This is a genomic window from Sporichthyaceae bacterium (genome assembly GCA_036269075.1).
GTDB lineage: Bacteria > Actinomycetota > Actinomycetes > Sporichthyales > Sporichthyaceae > DASQPJ01.
On sequence record DATASX010000085.1, the window covers coordinates 62,405 to 79,936 of the forward strand.

A 17,532-nucleotide genomic window follows, 5' to 3' on the forward strand; every position below is an offset into this window, starting at 1 on the left:
GCGGTGGTGCGGGGCCCGTACAGCGACGACTGTCAACACTTGCAGCGATTGTTGATGACCGTCCGTCGGCCGATGGCGGCGCATGCTTCGGTGCAACCGGGCGGTGGGGGCTGGGAGGTGGACCTGACTCTGAACCCCCGGCAACGCCGGGAGTTCGCCCGGGTCACCCGCGATGAGGTCGGGCACGAGCTGGCGATCGTGGTCGACGGCCAACTGCTGTCCGCCCCGACGGTCATGGACCCGATCACGACCGGGGAATTTCAGATCACGGGGTTGTCCCGTGACTTCGCCGAACACCTGGCGCGCAGGCTGAACGACTCGGACTGATCGAGTCCGTCAGGAGGGCTCCAACCGCTCGGCTCGACCGTTCGCGGCAGCGGTGGCCGCCGCGCAGGCCATCTCGCCGTCCTGGGTCAGGCCGCTGATCACGCCGTCGACGTCGGCCGGGCGGTTCTGGCTGAGCTTGGCCTTCGCCTCGATGCGGGTGATGACGATCTCGAGGCCCACGATGGCGCGCAGTTGGCCCGCGATGTACCCGGGCGGCGCGTCGGCCACGCTCCAGGCCCTGGGCCGGCCCGCCTCGTGGTGCTCGGTGAGGCGGGTGACCAGGTCTCGCAGCCAGACCGCGTCGTCGTGGACGATCAGGCGGCCGTAAACGTGGACGGTCAGATAGTTCCAGGTCGGCACCACCCGCCCGTGCTCAGCTTTGGACGCGTACCAGGAGGGGGAGACGTAGGCGTCGGGACCGCGCACGATCACCAGGGCCTCACCCAGGGCCGGTCGGCGCCACTGGTCGTTGTTGCGGGCCACGTGCCCGTGCAACACGCCGTGCTCGCCGACGGACGGGTCGTGCAGGAACGGCAGCATCGTCGCCGCCAGCCCAGTTTCGGTTGCGGTCACCAGGTCGGCCGCCCGGGCCCGGTGCAACAGGTCATGCACGGTCGCCTCGTCCGCGGCAAAGTGCGCCGGAATGTACACAGCACCAACCTCCGGATGTTCGACATCGCCGCGGACAGCGTGCTGGATCACGGTAGGTGAGTTGGAACCGGATCTGTCCGGTCTGCGTCAAATCTGAGGTGATGTCGGCGTTGTGCCCTTTGGGGCCTTCGGCGCACCCCGGCGCGTAGCCGTGTCCGGCGTGGCCGACGCCTCGAGGGGGGAGCGGAGCTGCGGGGAATGACGCGGGATGACCATGTGCCCGTCGAGACCATCGCGGACCACGCCGAAGGCCTGCTCAGTGAGTTCGAGGCCAGGCGGGTGGCGCGGCATCTGCTCGGCTGCGCCGAATGCCGAGGCACCGCTGCGTTGCTGGAGTCGGTGTCGCGGATTCTGGCCGATGCCGATCCGGGCGTCATGCCCGCCTGTTACGTCACCCGGTTGCACGCCAACCTCGCCCGACTGGCGGTCACCGAACCGGTGTCGCCCGGACTGCTGCTCGCGCCCGCCGGGGCCCTGTGCGTCGCCGTTGCCTCCCGACGACGGGCTCTGGCGACGGGTGCACGGCGGATGAGCACCGTTGCCGCGGCCGTGGTCCTGCTCGTCGGCGGGACGGCATTCGGCATCCGGACCGTCGGCGACCACGGCAGCGAGGTCGGCCACCCAGATGCCGGCGGTGGCCCGGATCCGGTGGTCACCTACGCCGCCCAGGTGTTCGACATCCCGGACGACGCGGTGGCTGACGCGCACGGCTACTACGTCGCCCGCGGCAGCGGGACGATGTACGTCCCGGCCGGTGCTGCCGAGAAGATTCCCGGTCGGGCGAGGCGGATCGCGACAAAGGTCCTGCGGCCCGACGGCGTGGAGATCGTGCGTGGCGCCGACGGTCTTCCGAGGTACCTGATCCCGAAGCGCGCCAGGAAGCCCGCGCACCGGCGTCGTCCCGGCCGCGAGACAGAACCGCCGGTGGTGACGCATTCGGGCGCGGTGTACGACCAGGACAACTTCGCATCCGGGGTGATGGACCTGCTGGCGCGAGACACCGCACCCGAACCGGTCACCGCTGCACCGGCATCGGTCGACCTGAAGGCCCGGGTGTTGCAGTGCGCCGCCCGAGTCGGCCGCCGGGCGATCGCCGGTGATGACGGATTCTGGGGTAATCGCCGGGCCACCGTCGTGGTCGTCGAGAGTGACAACCCGGACCAGGTGACCGGATACGTCTTCTACGGCCGCTGCGACCGCAGCGGACCGGTCACGGCTCGGGAATCCCCTTGGTCGCAGCAGGTCGAGCGGCCCGAGGTCCAGACATCCACCGTGGCCTCGCGCCCGCCCGAGGACCCCGATGCCGCCGTGGCTGGTGCAGAACCGCAAAAGTGACCATCAGTCAGGTCATCGTCCAGTCAGGTCATTTCGCAGCCTCGATGCTGCCCGTTCACTCTGCCGGCATCGGTCGAACGGGTGATCTTCTCTGCATCGGCTGTGAAAGGGAATTCGATCGGCCACGCTGAGCTCATGGCCAGTCACCCGCCTGTTCGCCTCGCGTCCACCGTCCGGTGGGCGGTCGAGATCGAGGAGTCGATCTCCGTCTCGATCGTCGCCGACGACCTGGGCCGGGCCGACATCGTCATGGAAGCGGTGCAGCCCAGTGCCGACCGCTCGATGGATGCGCTCGCGTTGATGAAGACCGGCTGCAACGTGGCCCGGATCGTGCTCACCCCCGAGACCGTTCGGGCGATCGCGAAGGCACTCGACGAAGCCGTCGCCGCCTACACGGCTCGCGCCGTCGCCTGAGCGGCCTCAAGACAGCCCCGAACGTCAGCGGTTCGGCAGGGCCAGCAGGCCTTCGACCACCTCGACGAGGTCGGCGCCGCTCGCGTCGGGGGGCGTGAAGATCTCCCCGTATCCGCCTTCGGCCCGGGACGCCCAACCGGTGAGCAGGCCGGCTCGTTTGGCGGCGTGACAGTCCCAGGCGTGGACCGCCACCAACGCGACCTCATCCGGGCTCAGGTTCAGGCGGGCCGCGCCGTGGTGATAGACCCGGGCCGGCGGCTTCCAGGCGTTCACCTCGGATGTGGCTACCACCGCTTCGATGTAGCCGGCCAGCCCGCAGCGGTCGAGGAATGCCTGGACCGCGGGCGCGGCGCCGTTGGTCAGGCAGATCATCCGTACCCCGGCGTCGACCAACAGCTGCATGGCCGGTTGCACGTCGGGATGGGCGGGCAGGTCGGCGAAGCCGCCCAGCACGTGTGCCACCGCCTCCTCGGACAGCGTGTACCCGCTGACCGCCCGTAAGGCTTCGGCTGCGGCCAGCGGGAACGGCACATAGTCGCCGGCGACGGACATCCCCAAGCCGTAGAGCAGCGTGCGGGGGAACCAGGCCTGCACGGCCGCCGCCGGCAGCCCCACCTGTTCCATCCGGGCACCCAACGGTTCCAGCGAGATCAGGGTCTCGTTGACGTCGAAAGCCACCGCGCGAAGGGCCATCGAGAATCTCTCTCCTCGGGAGCGAAATGACGACCCGTCAGGCGGGCGGTCGAGCCTGCCTCAACCGGGCTGATTACCACCACTCGCAGCCACAGTCGCAGTCATCGTCCCAACTGCCCCAGCCGCCGCCGCCGTACCAGGTCGCGTACAGGCCGCTCCAGTCGGTGTGATGCTCGTAGCGGTGGTGGTGCGTCACCGCTGCGCCGTAGCGACCCTGCCACCGGTGAAGTCTCATGGCGCTGCTCCTCGGTCCCGTCCACGCCTGGCCGGCGTGATCTTCGCCAAATGATCTTCCCCGGAGGGCTCCTGCGCAATCGGCGCGGGTCTTAGCCGACGTCGTGGGGCCGGAACTGGATGCTGATGCGCGGCCCCACCGCTCGGGCGGTCTTCTGGACGGCGTGCTCCCAGGTCCGCTGGGCAGAGCCGCCCATGACCAGCAGGTCGCCGTGGCCGACGTCGTACCGCAGTGCAGGGCCACCACCGCGCGGGCGCAGCATGAACGCGCGTGGTGCGCCGAGGGAGACGATGGCGACCATGACGTCATCGGTGCTGCCTCGACCGAAGGTATCGCCGTGCCAGGCCACGGAATCGCGGCCGTCGCGGTAGTAGGCCAGGCCACAAGTGACGAACGGGTCGGCGTCGCGGTAGTGCGCGTTGAGCGCGGTCTGCAGTTCGCGCAGGAACGGGTCGGGCCACACGTCGGCCGCGGAGAGGTAGCAGTTGAGCCGCGGCACGTCGACCACGCGGTCGTACATCTGCCGCCGTTCTGCTTGCCACTGCGCCCGGTCCCTCAACAGGGTGAACAACTCATCCGACCCGCTGACCCAGGACCGGCGGATGTCCGCCCATGCGCCACGGGTCAACGGTCGGCGCTGAACCGTGTCTCCCAGGCGGCCGAACGTCGGTTCCTCGGCCAGGTCCAGAAGCGAGCCCTGCATGGCTGGGGCGGGGGCGTCGGCCGGCTTCCCCTCCGGCCGCCACACCTTTCCCCGCCCCGGCACCTGCACGTACGGGCTCGACGCCGCCATGCCAGGGACGATAACACAAAGTCGAACACCTGTTCGAATCAACTCGTCGGGTCGGGCCGGGTGCTTTCCAGGCCCGGCCCACTAGGGTCGCGACCATGTCGTTCCAGGTCGTGTGTCTGTCCGCCGTGGACGGTTCCGGCGGCGAGCAGGTAGGTCCGCTGGTGGCCCAGCGGTTGGGCTACCGGATGGTCGACGACGAGATCGTCGCCCTGGCCGCGCGCGAGGCGCAGTTGGACCAAGCGGTTGTCGCCGACGTCGAGCGGCGCAAGTCGGCGATCATCCGTTTGTTGGACCGGCTCGGCCCCGGCACGGCCGCGTCGGCCACCCTGGGCGCCTTCGTGACCGAACCGCTCGACGGCACCCCCGCCGAGGCCGCGCTGCGCGATCTCATCCGCGCCACCATCGGCCAGGTCGCGGACGCGGGTCGGGTCGGGTCGTGATCGTGGCCCACGCCGCGTCGTTCGCGCTGCGCGGGCGTCGGGACACGTTACGGGTCTTCCTCACCGCGTCGCCCGAGACCCGCACCGGACGGCTGGCGCAGGACGCCAAGCAGTTGGCGAAGCTCGACGCCAACCGCGCGGACTACCTCAAACGCTTCTACGAGGTCGGCGTAGAGCAGCCGCACCACTACGACATCGTGCTCAACACCGACCACCTGGAGCCCGCCGCCGCGGCGGCGGTCGTCGTCGGGTTGGCGCTCACCTGACGCCCCGCCTCAGCTGCCTGGCGGGACGTCAGTTGCCTTGCGACAGCGGCTATCCGGCGTTCGGGTCAGGCGCCGCGCCGCCGGCCGTTGGCCCGGGTCTCCTCCGCGGCGGCCTTGCGGGCGGGCGTGAGCGGGATCCGGGACGTCCGGATGACCACGGTGTTGGCCGTTCGTTGCGACTTCACCACGGGAAGCGCGGCAGCCGGCGCGGCGGCGGTCGGCGCGGCGGCCACCGGACGCTTGGGGCGGGTCCGGACCGGCTCCACCGGTAGGTCCTCGTCCAGCATCCCCTGGTTGAGGTCGAGCAACTGGGGCACCGCGTCGTCGACCACTTCGTCGTCGAGCGCCACCTCGTCCAGCAACTTGTCCTCGACCAGTTCTTCCTCGAGCTCCGCCTCCTGGAGGATCTCCTCCTCGAGCAGCTCCTCCTCGAGCAGCTCCTCCTCGAGCAGCTCGTCCTCGAGCAGCTCTTCCTCGAGCTCCGCCTCGTCGTACATCGAGTCGTCGAACTCGTACTCGACCTCCGCCTCGACGGCGGCCGGGAGCATGTCCTCCTCGGCGTCGCGGGGGCGGGGCACTTCGTGCGCCTCCTCGACGCTGGTGGGCGCGGCCGCGGGCGCTTGCTTGACCGGCTCGTCGACGGATTCCGTGCCTGCCACGCCAAGTCGCTGCTCGGCATGCGCCAGGTTGGCGGCGACGCGGTCGCGGTGCTCGGCGGGCAGAATGTGGCCGGCCAGCAGGTGCCGGCAGGTCCGGGCAGACTCGGCGAAGGCCCCGGTCCAGAACGTGCTGCTCGCGTACTCGTCGTCGGCGCGCCAGCTGTAGGCGTCCTCGTCGATCCAGAGGCTGTCGTCCGGGCGGGGGATCTCGCGTGCCTGCGTCGCGGCCATGCGGGCGACGGAGTGCAGTCCCTGCTCGCGGGCGAACGCGGCCAGCGCGATCAGCGGTTCGGCGCGAGTGGGCCGCTCGTTCCACGCTGTCAGGTACGCGGCGATGACGGTCTCGCGGTCGACGCCGGACAACTGCAGGAGCCGGGCGACCTCGTGCAGCGAGTCGGCGATCTCCTCGAGGTTGCCGCCCATGCCGGCGCGGTTCCGGAAGGCGTCCAACGCGGCCTGGTACTGGTGGCTGTCGCGCAGCGCGCGGGCCAGGTGGTAGGCCACGCCGGGGTTGCGCGGGTCGCGGGCGACCGCGTCGGCCAGTGCGACGGCGTCGGCGGCCCGCACCTCCGACCGGGTCAGGCCCCGCGTCCGGCCGCCGTCGATGCCAACCCGGACCGAGACGTCGGGCAGCATGATCCAGCTGACGTCGTGCGGCGCCTGCAGGACCTCGTCGCGCACGCCCTGGTACTGCCAGGTCAGGCGAGTGCTCAGCAGCGTCGCCCGGCGGTTGGTGAGGTTCTGCAACCGGTGCGCGAGCACGACCACGTCGACGTCGAGTTCCGGCCAGGTGAAGCCCCGCGGGGTCTCGAGGACGTCGTCGGCGTCGATGACCAAGGTGTAGTCGGCGCAGACGCGCGCGGCTTGGACCACCTCGGTCCGGTTGTACCCGAAGTTCACCCAGGGCCGGTGGTGCAAGGTGCCGGGGATCCCGTCCAACCACTCGTGCACCAGCTTCGGCGTCTTGTCGGTGGACCCGGTGTCGACGACCAACCAATGGTCGATCAGGTCGCGGACCGAGGCCAGGCAGCGCTCGATCACCTGCGACTCGTTCCGCACGATCATGGCCAGACCGACCGTCGCCATCGGTGGACTCCCATCTGCACGCGTGGAGAAGAACCGAAGGTCCTCCTCAGTACGGATCGAAGCTAAGAGCAGGCTGGACGAACGGGGATCCCGGCAGAGCCGAAGGAGTGAACGACAGGAGAGGGGATCCTCCGGTACCGCCCGCAAATGTCCGAAAGATCAGGCGGGATTGGGCTTCGGCGCGGGGCGGCTCAACCGCCACGGTGCCCGGGTTCCACGCGAGCGGGCATTGCGCCGCAGCTCGGCGACGGTTGCCTGATATCGACGGTTGTGTCCGGCGCCGACCGGGAGCAGGTAGATCCGGCGCCCGAGCTGCCAGCGGGCGTGCCGCAGGGTGCGTCGACTCGTGCAGCCCGGGCACGTCGCGTCCGCGTGCCTCCAGACCAGCTCGCAGTCGTCGCACAACCACAGGTCGGAAAGTTGTACCGGGACTGGCGCGGGCTCGTGCGCGGTCTGGCAGAGGATGACCTTCCCGCGGCCCTCGCGCAGCGCTTGCTCGGTCCCGATGATCCGCGCGGTGATCCCGGCCTGCCCCGGCACGGGGAGGCTGATGGTGGATCGGTCGCGGCGCATGGTTCGTCCATGATGCGTTGCGGCCGATGTCGTTGCGGGGATTTCGTTCCGCCCATTGCGGAACGATAACTGACGCACAGTCAGATGCGTTGGCGCAGCGGTTGCGTGGACGCTCGGCGCGGCGGTCGTGTCAATCGCTGAGCCCACATCGGCCAAGGTTCAGTCAACTCTTCCGGCCTTCGTGATCTTGAAAGTGTCGGCTCGTGGACGGCTGGTCCGATTGGCCGCCCCGCCCTGCGCCCCGGTCGGGGCGTACGAGGTGTCCAGGAAGGGTCGGTTTGGTCCGGTACCAAACCGGGCGGGGCGGGCGTCGGGGCCGGTGCCGAGGAAACTGGCAGGAGGCTTTATACGTTCGGCAATGGGCAAGGTCAGCGCTCGGAGCCGAGCATTGCAGCCGGGCGCCGGGCGGTCTTACAACTGTCCCAGCGAGGCGGAGCAAGCAAGTTCGAGACCACCCTGGTGAAAGGAACCGACGTGACGCTGCACCCGACGATCAGCCGGATCGAGCTGACCCTGGTGGTCGGCGACGGGTGCGCGTGGACGGTTCCCAGCACCTTCCGGTACGAGCCGAGCGAGCCGTTCGCGGTCCACCTGCAGATGACGGCCGGGGACTACGTCGTCGGTTGGACCTTCTCGCGGGATCTGGTGGCCGACGGGTTGGAGCGGCCGGCCGGTCTGGGCGACGTGCGGGTTCACCCGTGCCTCGATGAGGACGGGTCGGCGGTTGTCCGGCTGGCGCTGAGCAGCCCGGACGGAGAGGCTGTCCTGGAGGTGCCGGCGCAGGAGCTGGCGCAGTTCCTGAAGGAGTCGTACTGCTCGGTTCCGGTGGGGTCGGAGACCGAGCACCTGGACGTGGACGCAGCTCTGGCAGATCTTCTGGCGGGCTGCTGACACAACCTCGCGCGGCCGGCCTGGGGAGACCGGCGCGGGTGAGGTGCAACACCGAGCGGGGCGATCGGGCAGGGGTGGCCGGTCGTCAATGATCAGAAGCAAGTCGCGGGCGGCGGACCTGGGGAGGTCCGCCGCCCGCCTTTTTGGGTGCGCTGTCGCACCTCTGCCTGCATGTTCGGTCCGCCCGAGACGGTGTGCGAACCGGTCCTTTGCCTGATTCGACCCGCTACGGCCCGGATGCGCTTTAGGCTCGCGGACGTGGTGAATTGGACCGGTCTGGTCTACGCGTCCGCCTTGTCGGTGGTCGTGTCGCTGCCCACGTTCGGGTTGGTCGACCACCGGGTCGCTTCCGACGCCCAACCGCAGCCGTGGGTTCGGCCCGACGACAGCCCTGCCGTGACCGGGACCCCGGCCCCGGCGCCGGTCGCGGCGGTCGGGGAATTCCGCTGCGGGCAGTCCCTGCCGACCGGGTTGAGCCAGAGCCTTGACGGGGTCAGCGTGCGGGTGGTCCGGGTCACCACCGGCCGGCACGGCGCCCCCCGGGTCACCTACGAGCTGAGCGCCGACCAGCCGGTCGCGCTGTCCCACGGGTTCGCGCGCGTCGTCGTGCTCAACCCCGCCGGCGTGGTGGTGGCTGGACAGGACCACGCCGAGCGCTACGCGGACATGCCGAACTTCGGCGAGGACGCCGACCTGGCCGTCCGCACGATCGCGCCGGGACACCCGTTCCGGCACCGGCTGCCGCCGACCAACACGCGACCGTGCCCCGGCCTGAAGTGGAAGCAGCTGCTGCGGCATGGCGACAGCGTCGCGGTCGTCGCCCAGGGCTGGTCGTTGGACTCGAGCCTCGACGACGACGCCCTGGTCGACCGGGTCGAGATCGTGGCCGGCCCGCACCACTGAGCGATCTAGGCGTGGGCGTCGGCCGGGTGGCGGCTCAGGGCGTGATGCATGGTCATCCGGGTCCCGTGTCCGTCGCGCACCGTCTCGACCCGGCTGCTGAATGCGTGGATCAGCTTCAGGCCACGACCGCGGACGGACTCCCGGAAGCTCGCCGAGGAGTCACCGGTCCAGCGCCCGCAGTCGCTGACCGTAGTGGCCAACCCGTCGGGGTGCAGGAACGCCTCGATGCTGATCGTGGCGGGTCGGTCCGGGTCGGTGCCGTGGTCGACGGCGTTGCTGAGCGCCTCCCCGACGCTGATCAGGATCCCGCCGCGTACCTGGGCGTCCGCACAGTGGGGCTCCAGCCAGACGCCCAGGGCGTGCCGCAGTTCGACGGCCTGCTCCGTCGTCGCCGGCATCACCTGGACGAAGCTGTGCGACGTCACCCCGGGCGGGCGCACGGCCAGCAGCGCGACCTCGTCGGTGAATCCCTCGGGCCCGGACATGCGCTCCAGCAGGTGCGCGCAGACCGCCCCGACCGGCAGCACGGCGCACTCGGCGGCGGCGCGGGCCAACCGGGCCGAGCCGGCATCGACCGCTTCGCCGGGCCGGGCCACCAGGCCGCTGGTGAACAGCACGAGCAGCGAGCCTGGCGCCAACTCAGCGTAGGCAGATCCCGCCGGGTCGCCCGGGGACCAAGCGGCCGGCGCCGGCCGGCGTCCCCCGGTCAGGTACTCGGTCCGCCCGTCGGGCCCGACCAGCAACGGACCCAGGTGTCCGGCGCAAGCGTATTCCAGGCTGTACGTCGCGGAGTCGAGCACCGCGTGGACGACGGAAGCGCCTTCCGCGCCGCGCACGGTGCGGGCGTGGGCCGACACCACGTCAAGGACGGCACCGGGGCCGTCGCTCGAAGCCGCGGCCACGGCCAGCGCCGTGCGAAGCCTGCTCATGGCAGCAGTGGCGGGTAGTCCCTGCCCGGGTACCTCCCCGACGCCCAACGCGGTCCGGTCGGCGGTCGCGCCCGGCGCGGCCAGATACCAGTGCCCACCGAGCCCGGCGCCGTACGCGGCCGGCCGGTGGGCCGCGGCGACCGCCGCCGTGGTCGAGGACCGGTCGAGGTCGAGCAACAGGGTCTGCAGTTCGGCGGCGGCCTGCCGGTCCTCGTCGACCGCCCGCACCCGGGCCAGGGCCGGTCCGGCCAAGGCCACCGCGGCGGTCAGGTCGGCGAGTTCGACGGGGGAGAACGACCGCGGCCGCGACCAGCCCAGCGTCAGGGCGCCGATGCACTGACCGGCCTGATCCCGAAGCGGGTTGAACACCAATGTGCCGAGCACATGGGCGAAATCGGACAGCACCGAGTGATGCAGCGCATGGCCCTGGGTGGTGTCGGTGACGACCACCATGCGCCCGGTGCGCACCGATTCGGCCATCGGTCCGGGGGCGTCCAGGGCGACGGCGAAGTACCGGTCGCGCTGCTCGGTCGGGATGTCTCCGACGAACAGGATCCGCAATGTGCCCTCGTCCGGCACGACGGTCCCCAGCGCGACGGCGTCGGCGGCCGCACAGGCCTCCGGACACCGCAGGAACGCGGCCGCGACGTCCGGCTCGCGTCCGGCAGCATCCAACGCGGCCCGCAGGCCGGCCAGTCGCACGGCCGGCCCGGCGAGCTCGTTGATCGTGCCGAACACCGCGCAGACAGTGCCGTCCTCGGCGAAGACCGGCACGGTGACCAGGGACGACTCCCGCTGTGCGGCACCGTCCGGCTCGGCCGCCGGCAGCGCGACCGACGCCGACCTCGCGGTCTGGCTCACCGAGTCCAGCAGCCCGCGGAACGCCGGTTCGACCGGCGAGCCCGCGGCCATCAGCGGATGCCGATCGCCGAGCAGAGCGTGGCATGCGTCGTTGTGGACCTGGTGCCACGCGGCGGGCCCGCCGAACCAGACGACCGCGGGGAAGGGGGCGCTCAGCACCAGCCCGACGGCGGTGCGTACCGGTGCCGGGTACGCGTCCCAGTCGATGCGCGCCGCGGGCAGGCCCGTCCGGCCCCCCGCGGCCATAGCTGCCGCGACGTCGCGCGGGAGGTCGCCAGCCACGCCCCAAGCCTACGAGGGAGACGGCCGAATCCGGGGTAATGGGCGCAGAACGGGGCCCCAAGGGCCAGTTCACTCATCGGCCACGTCGGGTCCATCCGGCCGTCGATCGAGGTCAACCGACCGTCCACGCCGACCCGCGTCGAGTGCCCGGAACCCGCTTCTCGGTGCGATGACGGGACGGATTTGTCGAGCGCTCGGGCAGGCAAAATGCCCAGCCTGGCAGGGAAACAGATGCCCATGGCCCGCGCACACGGGTTGTCCTGCACCGGTTCGCACCGCCACCATCCAAGATCAATCCGAACTTCCGGACGCAGTCGCGGAGAGGAGGCAGCCGGTGAGCACCTACACGGTGCGGTGCGAGTGGGACGACGGCACCTGGCTCGTGACCACCCTGCCGGTGGCCTCGGTGGTCCGCGTCCACTGCCGGCGGTTGGACCAGGTCGAGGCCCGGTTCTCCCGCGCGGTGCACGACCTGACCGGTGAGCCGGTCGGGCAGATCAGCGTGGAGATCGGCGAGTTGGTCGGCGTCGCGGAATTGCGCGGCGGGCGATGGGACACCGACGCGAACGACCCGGCCCCCGGTCCGGCCGAACCGCGGCCGCCCGCGCCGCCCCCGTTGCCCGTTCCGTCTCGCCGGCGGCCGTCGATCTCGTTCGGCTGAGCCGTATCCTCCGAAACCGTGCCGCCCACCCGTGCCCGCCGGCTCACCTACCGGCAGGCCGCCCTTGAGTTGGGCGCGCGCGACCCGGTGATCGCCGGTTTGATCGCCGAGTGCGGCCTGCCGGATGTGGCCACCTCGACCGAGACCCATTTCGCGACGCTGGTACGTGCCGTCACCCACCAGCAGCTGGCCGGTAAGGCCGCGCGGACCATCCACGGCCGGGTGCTGGTCGCACTCGGTGGCGAGGCCACCCCCGAGGCCCTGCTGGGTCTGCCCACCGAGGCGTTGCGGGCCGCGGGGCTGTCGGCCGCCAAGATCGCGTCCGTGCAGGATCTGGCGGCCAAGGTGCTGGACGGCACGGTCGTGCTCGACCCGGCCGGCCTGGCCCGGGAGAGCGACCAGGAGATCGTCCAGCGGCTGACCTCGGTCCGCGGCATCGGCACGTGGACGGCGCAGATGTTCCTGATGATCCAACTGCGGCGGCTGGACGTGTGGCCGATCGGGGACCTGGGCGTGCGCAAAGGATTCGGGCTCGCCTGGTCGGTGCCGACCCCGACCCCGAAGGCTCTGGAACTGCTCGGCGAGCCCTACCGCCCTTACCGCAGCGTGGTCGCCTGGTACTGCTGGCGGGCCGTCGAACTCCGTCCGGCGGCAACCTGAGAACGCGTTTCGGGCGCAGACCTGCGGCTCGATGGCGACAATCGATGCCAACGGTGCTCGGAAGGTCCCGGCGTCCGGAGCGGAATGGCGGGTGGGGACGGTGGTCCCAGGTGCGGGAGCGGGGAGCCTGCTCGCGGATCTGACCGATGTGGTCGGCCCGCGCTTCGTGCGCACGGATCCGGCCGCTCTGGCCGGCCACGTGCAGGACTGGACCGGACGTTTTCGGGGTTCCGCGGCGGCGGCGATTGCCCCGGCGGACACCGCCGAGGTGGCCGCGGTCCTGGCCCGCTGCAAGCAGGCCGGGATTTCCGTGGTGCCGCAGGGCGGCAACACCGGTCTGGTGGCCGGCGGGGTGCCCGACGGTGGCGTCGTCCTGGATCTGCGCAGGCTGAACTCGGTGCGTCTGGACAGCGACCTGGCGCAGGTGACGGCGGGCGCGGGGGTGACCATCGCGGACCTGGCGGCCCATGCGACGCGCCACGGCCTGCGGTACGCGGTGGACCTGGCCAGCCGCAGCTCGGCGACCGTCGGCGGCACGATCGCGACCAACGCCGGTGGCCTGCGCGCCGGACGGTTGGGCGACACGAGGGCGCAGATTCTCGGTCTGGAGATGGTCCTGGCCGACGGTCAGGTGCTGTCCCGGCTCGACGGTCCGCTGCGCGACAACACCGGCTACTGGCTGCCGGGAATCGTGTGCGGCAGCGAGGGAACGTTGGCTGTCGTGACCGCGGCCCGACTGCGGCTGCTGCCGGCACCGCTGGGTCAGGCGGTGGCGTTGCTGACGTTCGCCGACCTCGAGGCCGCCGTCGCGGCCGCCACCGTGTTGCGTCGCGAACAGGCCTGCGAGGCCGTCGAGCTGCTGCTGCCCAGCGGCATCGACCTGGTCTGCGACCGGATGGAACTGGCCAAGCCGTTCCCGAACCGGTTCGGTGCCGCGATCCTCACCGAGTTCACCGCCCGCGACGACGCGAGCGACGCGCAGGCCGCGCTGGAGTACGGCGTGGGGCGCCTGTTCGGGGTTCTGGACGGGGCGGTCGGGATCGACCCGCCGGGTCGTCGACGCCTGTGGGCCTACCGCGAACTGCACACCGAGGCCATCAGTCGTGTCGGCAGCGCCCACAAACTTGACGTCGCCCTGCCGTTGGGCCGGCTCGCCGGTTTCGTCGACGAGCTGCGGCGCACCCTGCGGGACCGGTGGCCGCACACCCAGCTGTGGTTGTTCGGGCACGTCGGGGACGGCAACGTGCACGTCAACATCACCGGCGCCGCCCCGGACGACCACGACCTCGACGACGCCGTGCTCACGTTGGTGGCGGCCAACGGTGGGTCGATCAGCGCCGAGCACGGGATCGGCCGGGCCAAGCGCCGATGGCTGCCGCTCGTGCGGACCCCGGCCGAGCTCGAGCTGTGGCGCGCGCTGAAGAACACCTTCGATCCCACCGGAGTGCTCAACCCCGGTGTGCTCGTCCCCTGACCCAGGACGCTGACTGACGCGCCGTCAGAAGCTCACAGGTCGAACTGCGCAGGCGCAGCCACCAGCAGTCCGGACAAGAGCTGACCAGTCGTCAGAACGCTCGCCCGTCGCGGTTGTCTGGCCGGAAGCCAGACCGCTGCCACGACAGCTCCGGCGATCACGACCCCGGCGGCCGCCAGGACGGTCACGTCCATGGCGTGCACGAACGAGGTGGCGGCCGCACCGGCGACGCCGGCCGCGTCCGCCCCGGCGGCGTCGTGGCCGAAGGCCAGGGTCTGACCGATTCCGCCACGGGCCGCTGCCGGGACGGTCGTCTCGTCGAGCTGCCCGGACAACCCGTCCGCGTAACGGGCCGCCAGCAGACTGCCGAGCACCGCGACGCCCAGCGCCCCGCCCACCTGTCGCGCGGTGTCGTTGACCGCCGAGCCGATCCCGGCCTTCTCGGCCGGCAGCGAGGCCATCACCGCGTCGGTCGCGGGAGCCATCGCCATGCCGACCCCGAAGCCGATGATGCCCAGCGCGAGCCCGAGTTTCGGGTAGCCGTCCGATGGGGTGATCGTCGCTATCAGGCTCAGGCCCAGGCTGGTCACCGCCAGACCGGGCGCGACCGCGAACTTCGTCGCGTGCCGCTGGGACAGGACGATGCCGAGCGGAGCACCAAGTGCCATGGTCGCGAACGGCAGCAGGCGCGCACCGGTGCCCAGAGCGTTGTAACCGAGCACGAACTGCAGGTACTGGGAGAGGAAGAACAGCGCACCGACCAGCGCGAACGAGGCCAGGCTGATCACGGCCGAGCAGACCGAGAAGTCGCGGTCCCGGAAGAACCCCATGTCGAGCATCGGCGCCGCGGTACGCCGTTCCCACAGCACGAAGACCACGAGCACACCGGCTCCGGCCAGCATGAGGAGCAGGATCAACGGGTCGGTCCAGCCCCGGACCGGCGCCTGGATGAAGGCCCAGACCAGCGCGGCCAACCCGGCGACGCTGGAGGCCATCCCGATCAGGTCGGCGCGTGGCGCCGCGGGGTCGCGACTCTCCGGTACCAGCACCCGACCCAGCGCCACGGTGCCGACCGCCACCGGGACGTTGATCAGGAAGACCGAGCCCCACCAGAAGTGCATCAGCAACCAGCCGCCCAGCGACGGCCCGCCGATGATGCCCAGGCCCGCGACCGCGGCCCAGATACCGATCGCCTTGGCCCGTTCGGCGGGGTCGGTGAAGACGGTGATGATGATCGACAGGGTGGCGGGCATGATCGCTGCGGCGCCTATTCCCATGAACGCGCGCGCCGCGATCAGTTGGTCGGCGCCGGCCGCCCATGCCGCCCACAACGAGGACAAGCCGAAGATCGTCATCCCGACGAACAGTGCGCGGCGCCGACCGAAGCGATCGCCCAGGGTGCCCGCCGTCAGCAGCAGCCCGGCGAAGATCAACGTGTAGCTGTCGACGATCCACTGCAGCTGGCTGCCGGTGGCGTGCAGGTCCCGCACCAACGTCGGCAGCGCCACGTTGAGGACGGTGTTGTCCAGACCGATCAACGTCAGCGACAGACACATCACGCCCAACGTCGCCCAGCGTCGACGATGGACCTTGTCGGGTTCCCAGTGCGCCGCCGCGGAAATCGGGGCCCAGCTGCGCGGCAACGCGACGAATTGCGGGCGCGCGCGGTCAGGTGACCGGGCCGGGGCGAGCTGTGCATCCATCCGTCACCTCCGGATCGGCGGACACGTCCGCGGGCCGACCATCGGGAACGGCAGGAAACTTTCTCACAATCGCCTGGGACTGGACACCGACCGCTGGACGCCGGCAGCCGAGCTTCGGGCTGCCGGCGTCCGCGTCGGGTTCCGGCTCAGTTGTGACGCAGGCGGCCTGCCGCTACCGCGGCCAGGCCGACGCCGCCGAGGACCAGGCCGAGCGGCGCGAGCGGCAGGCCGTGGGAGTCGGTCTCGGTGGCCTGACCACCGGTCCCGGCCTTCACCGTCTGCGGCTTCGCGGCAGCGGCGCCCGTTGCGCCCTTGGCCGTGCCGCCCGAACTCGACGTGGTCGCCTTGGCGGCCGCCGGGGCAGGCGAAGCGGTCTTGGTGCCCGCGGCGGGCGCGGTCGCCTTGCCGACCGCGCAGCCGGGCATCTGGGCCACCGGCATCTTCATGCCGTCAGGCATGGTCATCATGCCCTGGGCGTCGGCGGTGCAATCGGCCGTCGGCTCGCTCTGGACCGCGGCGCCGGCGGTACCTACGGCGAGCATCAACACGACCGACGCGCCGGTAAGAACCGGCAGAGCCCGTCCCGCGATGGAAGGCGCGAAGCCTCGTTGACGTCCCACGGGGTCCTCCTCGACAAGTCCGCTCCGACCAAGCCCGGGTTCGGGCCGGCCCGCGATCGGTTCCGCTCGCGCCAACTGTCGACCTTGTGGGTGTTCCAGGTCCAACAACGGAGCAAAGACCTGTCCAAGATCATCCATGCGGTTTCGCCGGGCCCGGTTCGGCGGGCACCTGAACGCCTCGGCCGTCGGCTCCTCGCGGAAGTGGTTCGGTGCGGGGTCTGGACGCCGGCCGAGGAACGGGACATAGTGGGAAATAACCCGATTATCAGTAGGTTGCTGATTCGTTCATCGAGCTTGTGCTGCCGAATTGCGCCCAGTACCGGCGTTTCGGGCATCGAGCTCTGCTCGGAACGCCGTCGTAGAACCCGACTGTGCGTAGGCCCTGTCCCCGGATCGGAGTTGACGAGATGAAGTCTGCTTTCGCCGCCGCAACCCTGTGTTCCCTTGTGGCGGCCGCGACCCTGCTGCCGGCCGCTGCTGCCGGCGCCCATGACGCGGATGGACCCGGTGGGAACGCCTGCAGCGTCGTCGGGTCCGTCGCGAGCCCCGGCGGGCTGAAGTACACACCCGCCGACGGCTCGTACGTGATCCACGGCGTCATGGACTGCACGTCCCGGCAGTTCGGCCACGGCACGGTCAGTGGCCACGGCCACGGGGTCGTGGGGTGCATCGGCGGAGCGAGCCAGGCCGTGCTGGACGTGGCCTGGGAGAACGGAGCGCACAGCGAACTGTCGATGCAGACCGGCGACTTCACCTACGGCACCGGCGGTTACGGATTCGTCACCCACGGCGCGATGGACGGCAGCCACGTCGGCCTGATGTGGGGTCGCGAGGCCGCGGGCGCGGAATTCGCGTGCGCGGCGGACTCCGTTCGCTCCTACGAGTTCGCCGGGGGCCTCGGGTTCCACTGAGGTCGACTGCTGCTGAACAACATCGTGACGCCCGGGGCGCGCGCCGCCGCTCCGGGCGTCACGGCTGTCCCGGATCTGTTCGTGGCGATCGCAGGTTCGGTTCTGACGGTCCGTCAGAGTCGAATGGCAGATGACCGGAGGAACTCGCGCCCCCCAGTATTGGGT

Annotated in this window: 20 protein-coding genes; 11 read left to right on the plus strand and 9 right to left on the minus strand. The window is 70.9% G+C overall.

What is annotated here, in order from left to right; genetic code table 11:
- Window positions 1-54: 54 nt before the first annotated feature.
- Window positions 55-327 (plus strand): hypothetical protein, encoded by a 273-nt coding sequence (locus tag VHU88_15685; GenBank protein ID HEX3613129.1) that lies wholly within the window; start codon window positions 55-57, stop codon window positions 325-327.
- A 9-nt stretch (window positions 328-336) separates the two neighbouring features.
- On the opposite strand, the gene VHU88_15690 is transcribed toward VHU88_15685, so the two are convergent.
- Window positions 337-978 carry an FMN-binding negative transcriptional regulator gene (locus tag VHU88_15690; protein HEX3613130.1) on the minus strand — a complete coding sequence of 214 codons (642 nt, stop codon included), beginning with the start codon at window positions 976-978 and terminating at the stop codon, window positions 337-339.
- Window positions 979-1,176: 198 nt separating this feature from the next.
- Between VHU88_15690 and VHU88_15695 the strand changes: the two genes are divergently transcribed.
- Both VHU88_15695 and VHU88_15700 read left to right on the plus strand, forming a co-directional pair.
- The gene (locus VHU88_15695) at window positions 1,177-2,313 is read left to right on the plus strand and encodes a zf-HC2 domain-containing protein (GenBank protein HEX3613131.1); all 1,137 of its coding nucleotides are present in this window, start codon (window positions 1,177-1,179) and stop codon (window positions 2,311-2,313) included.
- Window positions 2,314-2,448: 135 nt separating this feature from the next.
- Window positions 2,449-2,727 (plus strand): hypothetical protein, encoded by a 279-nt coding sequence (locus tag VHU88_15700; GenBank protein ID HEX3613132.1) that lies wholly within the window; start codon window positions 2,449-2,451, stop codon window positions 2,725-2,727.
- Between the two features lie 24 nt (window positions 2,728-2,751).
- Here the strand turns inward: VHU88_15700 and VHU88_15705 are convergent, their stop codons facing one another.
- From VHU88_15705 to VHU88_15715, 3 genes are all read right to left on the minus strand, one after another.
- A complete protein-coding gene (locus VHU88_15705) occupies window positions 2,752-3,420 on the minus strand; it encodes a haloacid dehalogenase type II (protein ID HEX3613133.1) in 669 nt (222 codons plus the stop codon).
- 73 nt (window positions 3,421-3,493) lie between these two features.
- Window positions 3,494-3,655: a hypothetical protein gene (locus tag VHU88_15710; protein HEX3613134.1), complete on the minus strand. Its 162-nt coding sequence runs from the start codon at window positions 3,653-3,655 to the stop codon at window positions 3,494-3,496.
- A 91-nt stretch (window positions 3,656-3,746) separates the two neighbouring features.
- The gene (locus VHU88_15715; GenBank protein HEX3613135.1) at window positions 3,747-4,448 is read right to left on the minus strand and encodes an alpha-ketoglutarate-dependent dioxygenase AlkB; all 702 of its coding nucleotides are present in this window, start codon (window positions 4,446-4,448) and stop codon (window positions 3,747-3,749) included.
- Between the two features lie 95 nt (window positions 4,449-4,543).
- On the opposite strand from VHU88_15715, the gene VHU88_15720 reads away from it, so the two are divergent.
- Together VHU88_15720 and VHU88_15725 are read left to right on the plus strand one after the other, a co-directional pair.
- On the plus strand, window positions 4,544-4,888 hold the full coding sequence (locus VHU88_15720) for a cytidylate kinase family protein (GenBank protein ID HEX3613136.1): 345 nt from the start codon (window positions 4,544-4,546) through the stop codon (window positions 4,886-4,888).
- Window positions 4,885-5,154 carry a cytidylate kinase family protein gene (locus VHU88_15725; protein HEX3613137.1) on the plus strand — a complete coding sequence of 90 codons (270 nt, stop codon included), beginning with the start codon at window positions 4,885-4,887 and terminating at the stop codon, window positions 5,152-5,154. The genes VHU88_15720 and VHU88_15725 overlap by 4 nt, the downstream gene beginning before the upstream one ends.
- 65 nt (window positions 5,155-5,219) lie before the next feature.
- On the opposite strand, the gene VHU88_15730 is transcribed toward VHU88_15725, so the two are convergent.
- Together VHU88_15730 and VHU88_15735 are read right to left on the minus strand one after the other, a co-directional pair.
- Entirely contained in the window at window positions 5,220-6,899 is a 1,680-nt protein-coding gene (locus VHU88_15730) for a glycosyltransferase (protein ID HEX3613138.1), read from the minus strand.
- A gap of 159 nt (window positions 6,900-7,058) precedes the next feature.
- Window positions 7,059-7,472, minus strand: a complete 414-nt coding sequence (locus VHU88_15735) for a hypothetical protein (protein HEX3613139.1) — start codon at window positions 7,470-7,472, stop codon at window positions 7,059-7,061.
- Between the two features lie 474 nt (window positions 7,473-7,946).
- Here VHU88_15735 and VHU88_15740 point away from each other — a divergent pair, with 474 nt between their 5' ends.
- Both VHU88_15740 and VHU88_15745 read left to right on the plus strand, forming a co-directional pair.
- Window positions 7,947-8,363, plus strand: coding sequence for an SsgA family sporulation/cell division regulator (locus VHU88_15740; GenBank protein ID HEX3613140.1), 417 nt, complete (start codon window positions 7,947-7,949; stop codon window positions 8,361-8,363).
- Window positions 8,364-8,621: 258 nt separating this feature from the next.
- Window positions 8,622-9,266 carry a hypothetical protein gene (locus VHU88_15745; protein HEX3613141.1) on the plus strand — a complete coding sequence of 215 codons (645 nt, stop codon included), beginning with the start codon at window positions 8,622-8,624 and terminating at the stop codon, window positions 9,264-9,266.
- A 5-nt stretch (window positions 9,267-9,271) separates the two neighbouring features.
- Here VHU88_15745 and VHU88_15750 read toward each other — a convergent pair whose 3' ends face one another.
- Window positions 9,272-11,338 (minus strand): SpoIIE family protein phosphatase, encoded by a 2,067-nt coding sequence (locus VHU88_15750; protein HEX3613142.1) that lies wholly within the window; start codon window positions 11,336-11,338, stop codon window positions 9,272-9,274.
- Window positions 11,339-11,672: 334 nt separating this feature from the next.
- Between VHU88_15750 and VHU88_15755 the strand changes: the two genes are divergently transcribed.
- From VHU88_15755 to VHU88_15765, 3 genes are all read left to right on the plus strand, one after another.
- Window positions 11,673-11,999, plus strand: coding sequence for a hypothetical protein (locus VHU88_15755; GenBank protein HEX3613143.1), 327 nt, complete (start codon window positions 11,673-11,675; stop codon window positions 11,997-11,999).
- 18 nt (window positions 12,000-12,017) lie between these two features.
- Window positions 12,018-12,659, plus strand: a complete 642-nt coding sequence (locus VHU88_15760; protein HEX3613144.1) for a hypothetical protein — start codon at window positions 12,018-12,020, stop codon at window positions 12,657-12,659.
- A gap of 91 nt (window positions 12,660-12,750) precedes the next feature.
- A complete protein-coding gene (locus tag VHU88_15765) occupies window positions 12,751-14,133 on the plus strand; it encodes an FAD-binding oxidoreductase (protein ID HEX3613145.1) in 1,383 nt (460 codons plus the stop codon).
- Between the two features lie 32 nt (window positions 14,134-14,165).
- On the opposite strand, the gene VHU88_15770 is transcribed toward VHU88_15765, so the two are convergent.
- Together VHU88_15770 and VHU88_15775 are read right to left on the minus strand one after the other, a co-directional pair.
- Entirely contained in the window at window positions 14,166-15,836 is a 1,671-nt protein-coding gene (locus VHU88_15770) for an MFS transporter (GenBank protein ID HEX3613146.1), read from the minus strand.
- Window positions 15,837-15,982: 146 nt separating this feature from the next.
- Window positions 15,983-16,456 (minus strand): hypothetical protein, encoded by a 474-nt coding sequence (locus VHU88_15775; GenBank protein ID HEX3613147.1) that lies wholly within the window; start codon window positions 16,454-16,456, stop codon window positions 15,983-15,985.
- Between the two features lie 407 nt (window positions 16,457-16,863).
- On the opposite strand from VHU88_15775, the gene VHU88_15780 reads away from it, so the two are divergent.
- A complete protein-coding gene (locus VHU88_15780; GenBank protein ID HEX3613148.1) occupies window positions 16,864-17,367 on the plus strand; it encodes a hypothetical protein in 504 nt (167 codons plus the stop codon).
- Window positions 17,368-17,532: the final 165 nt, after the last annotated feature.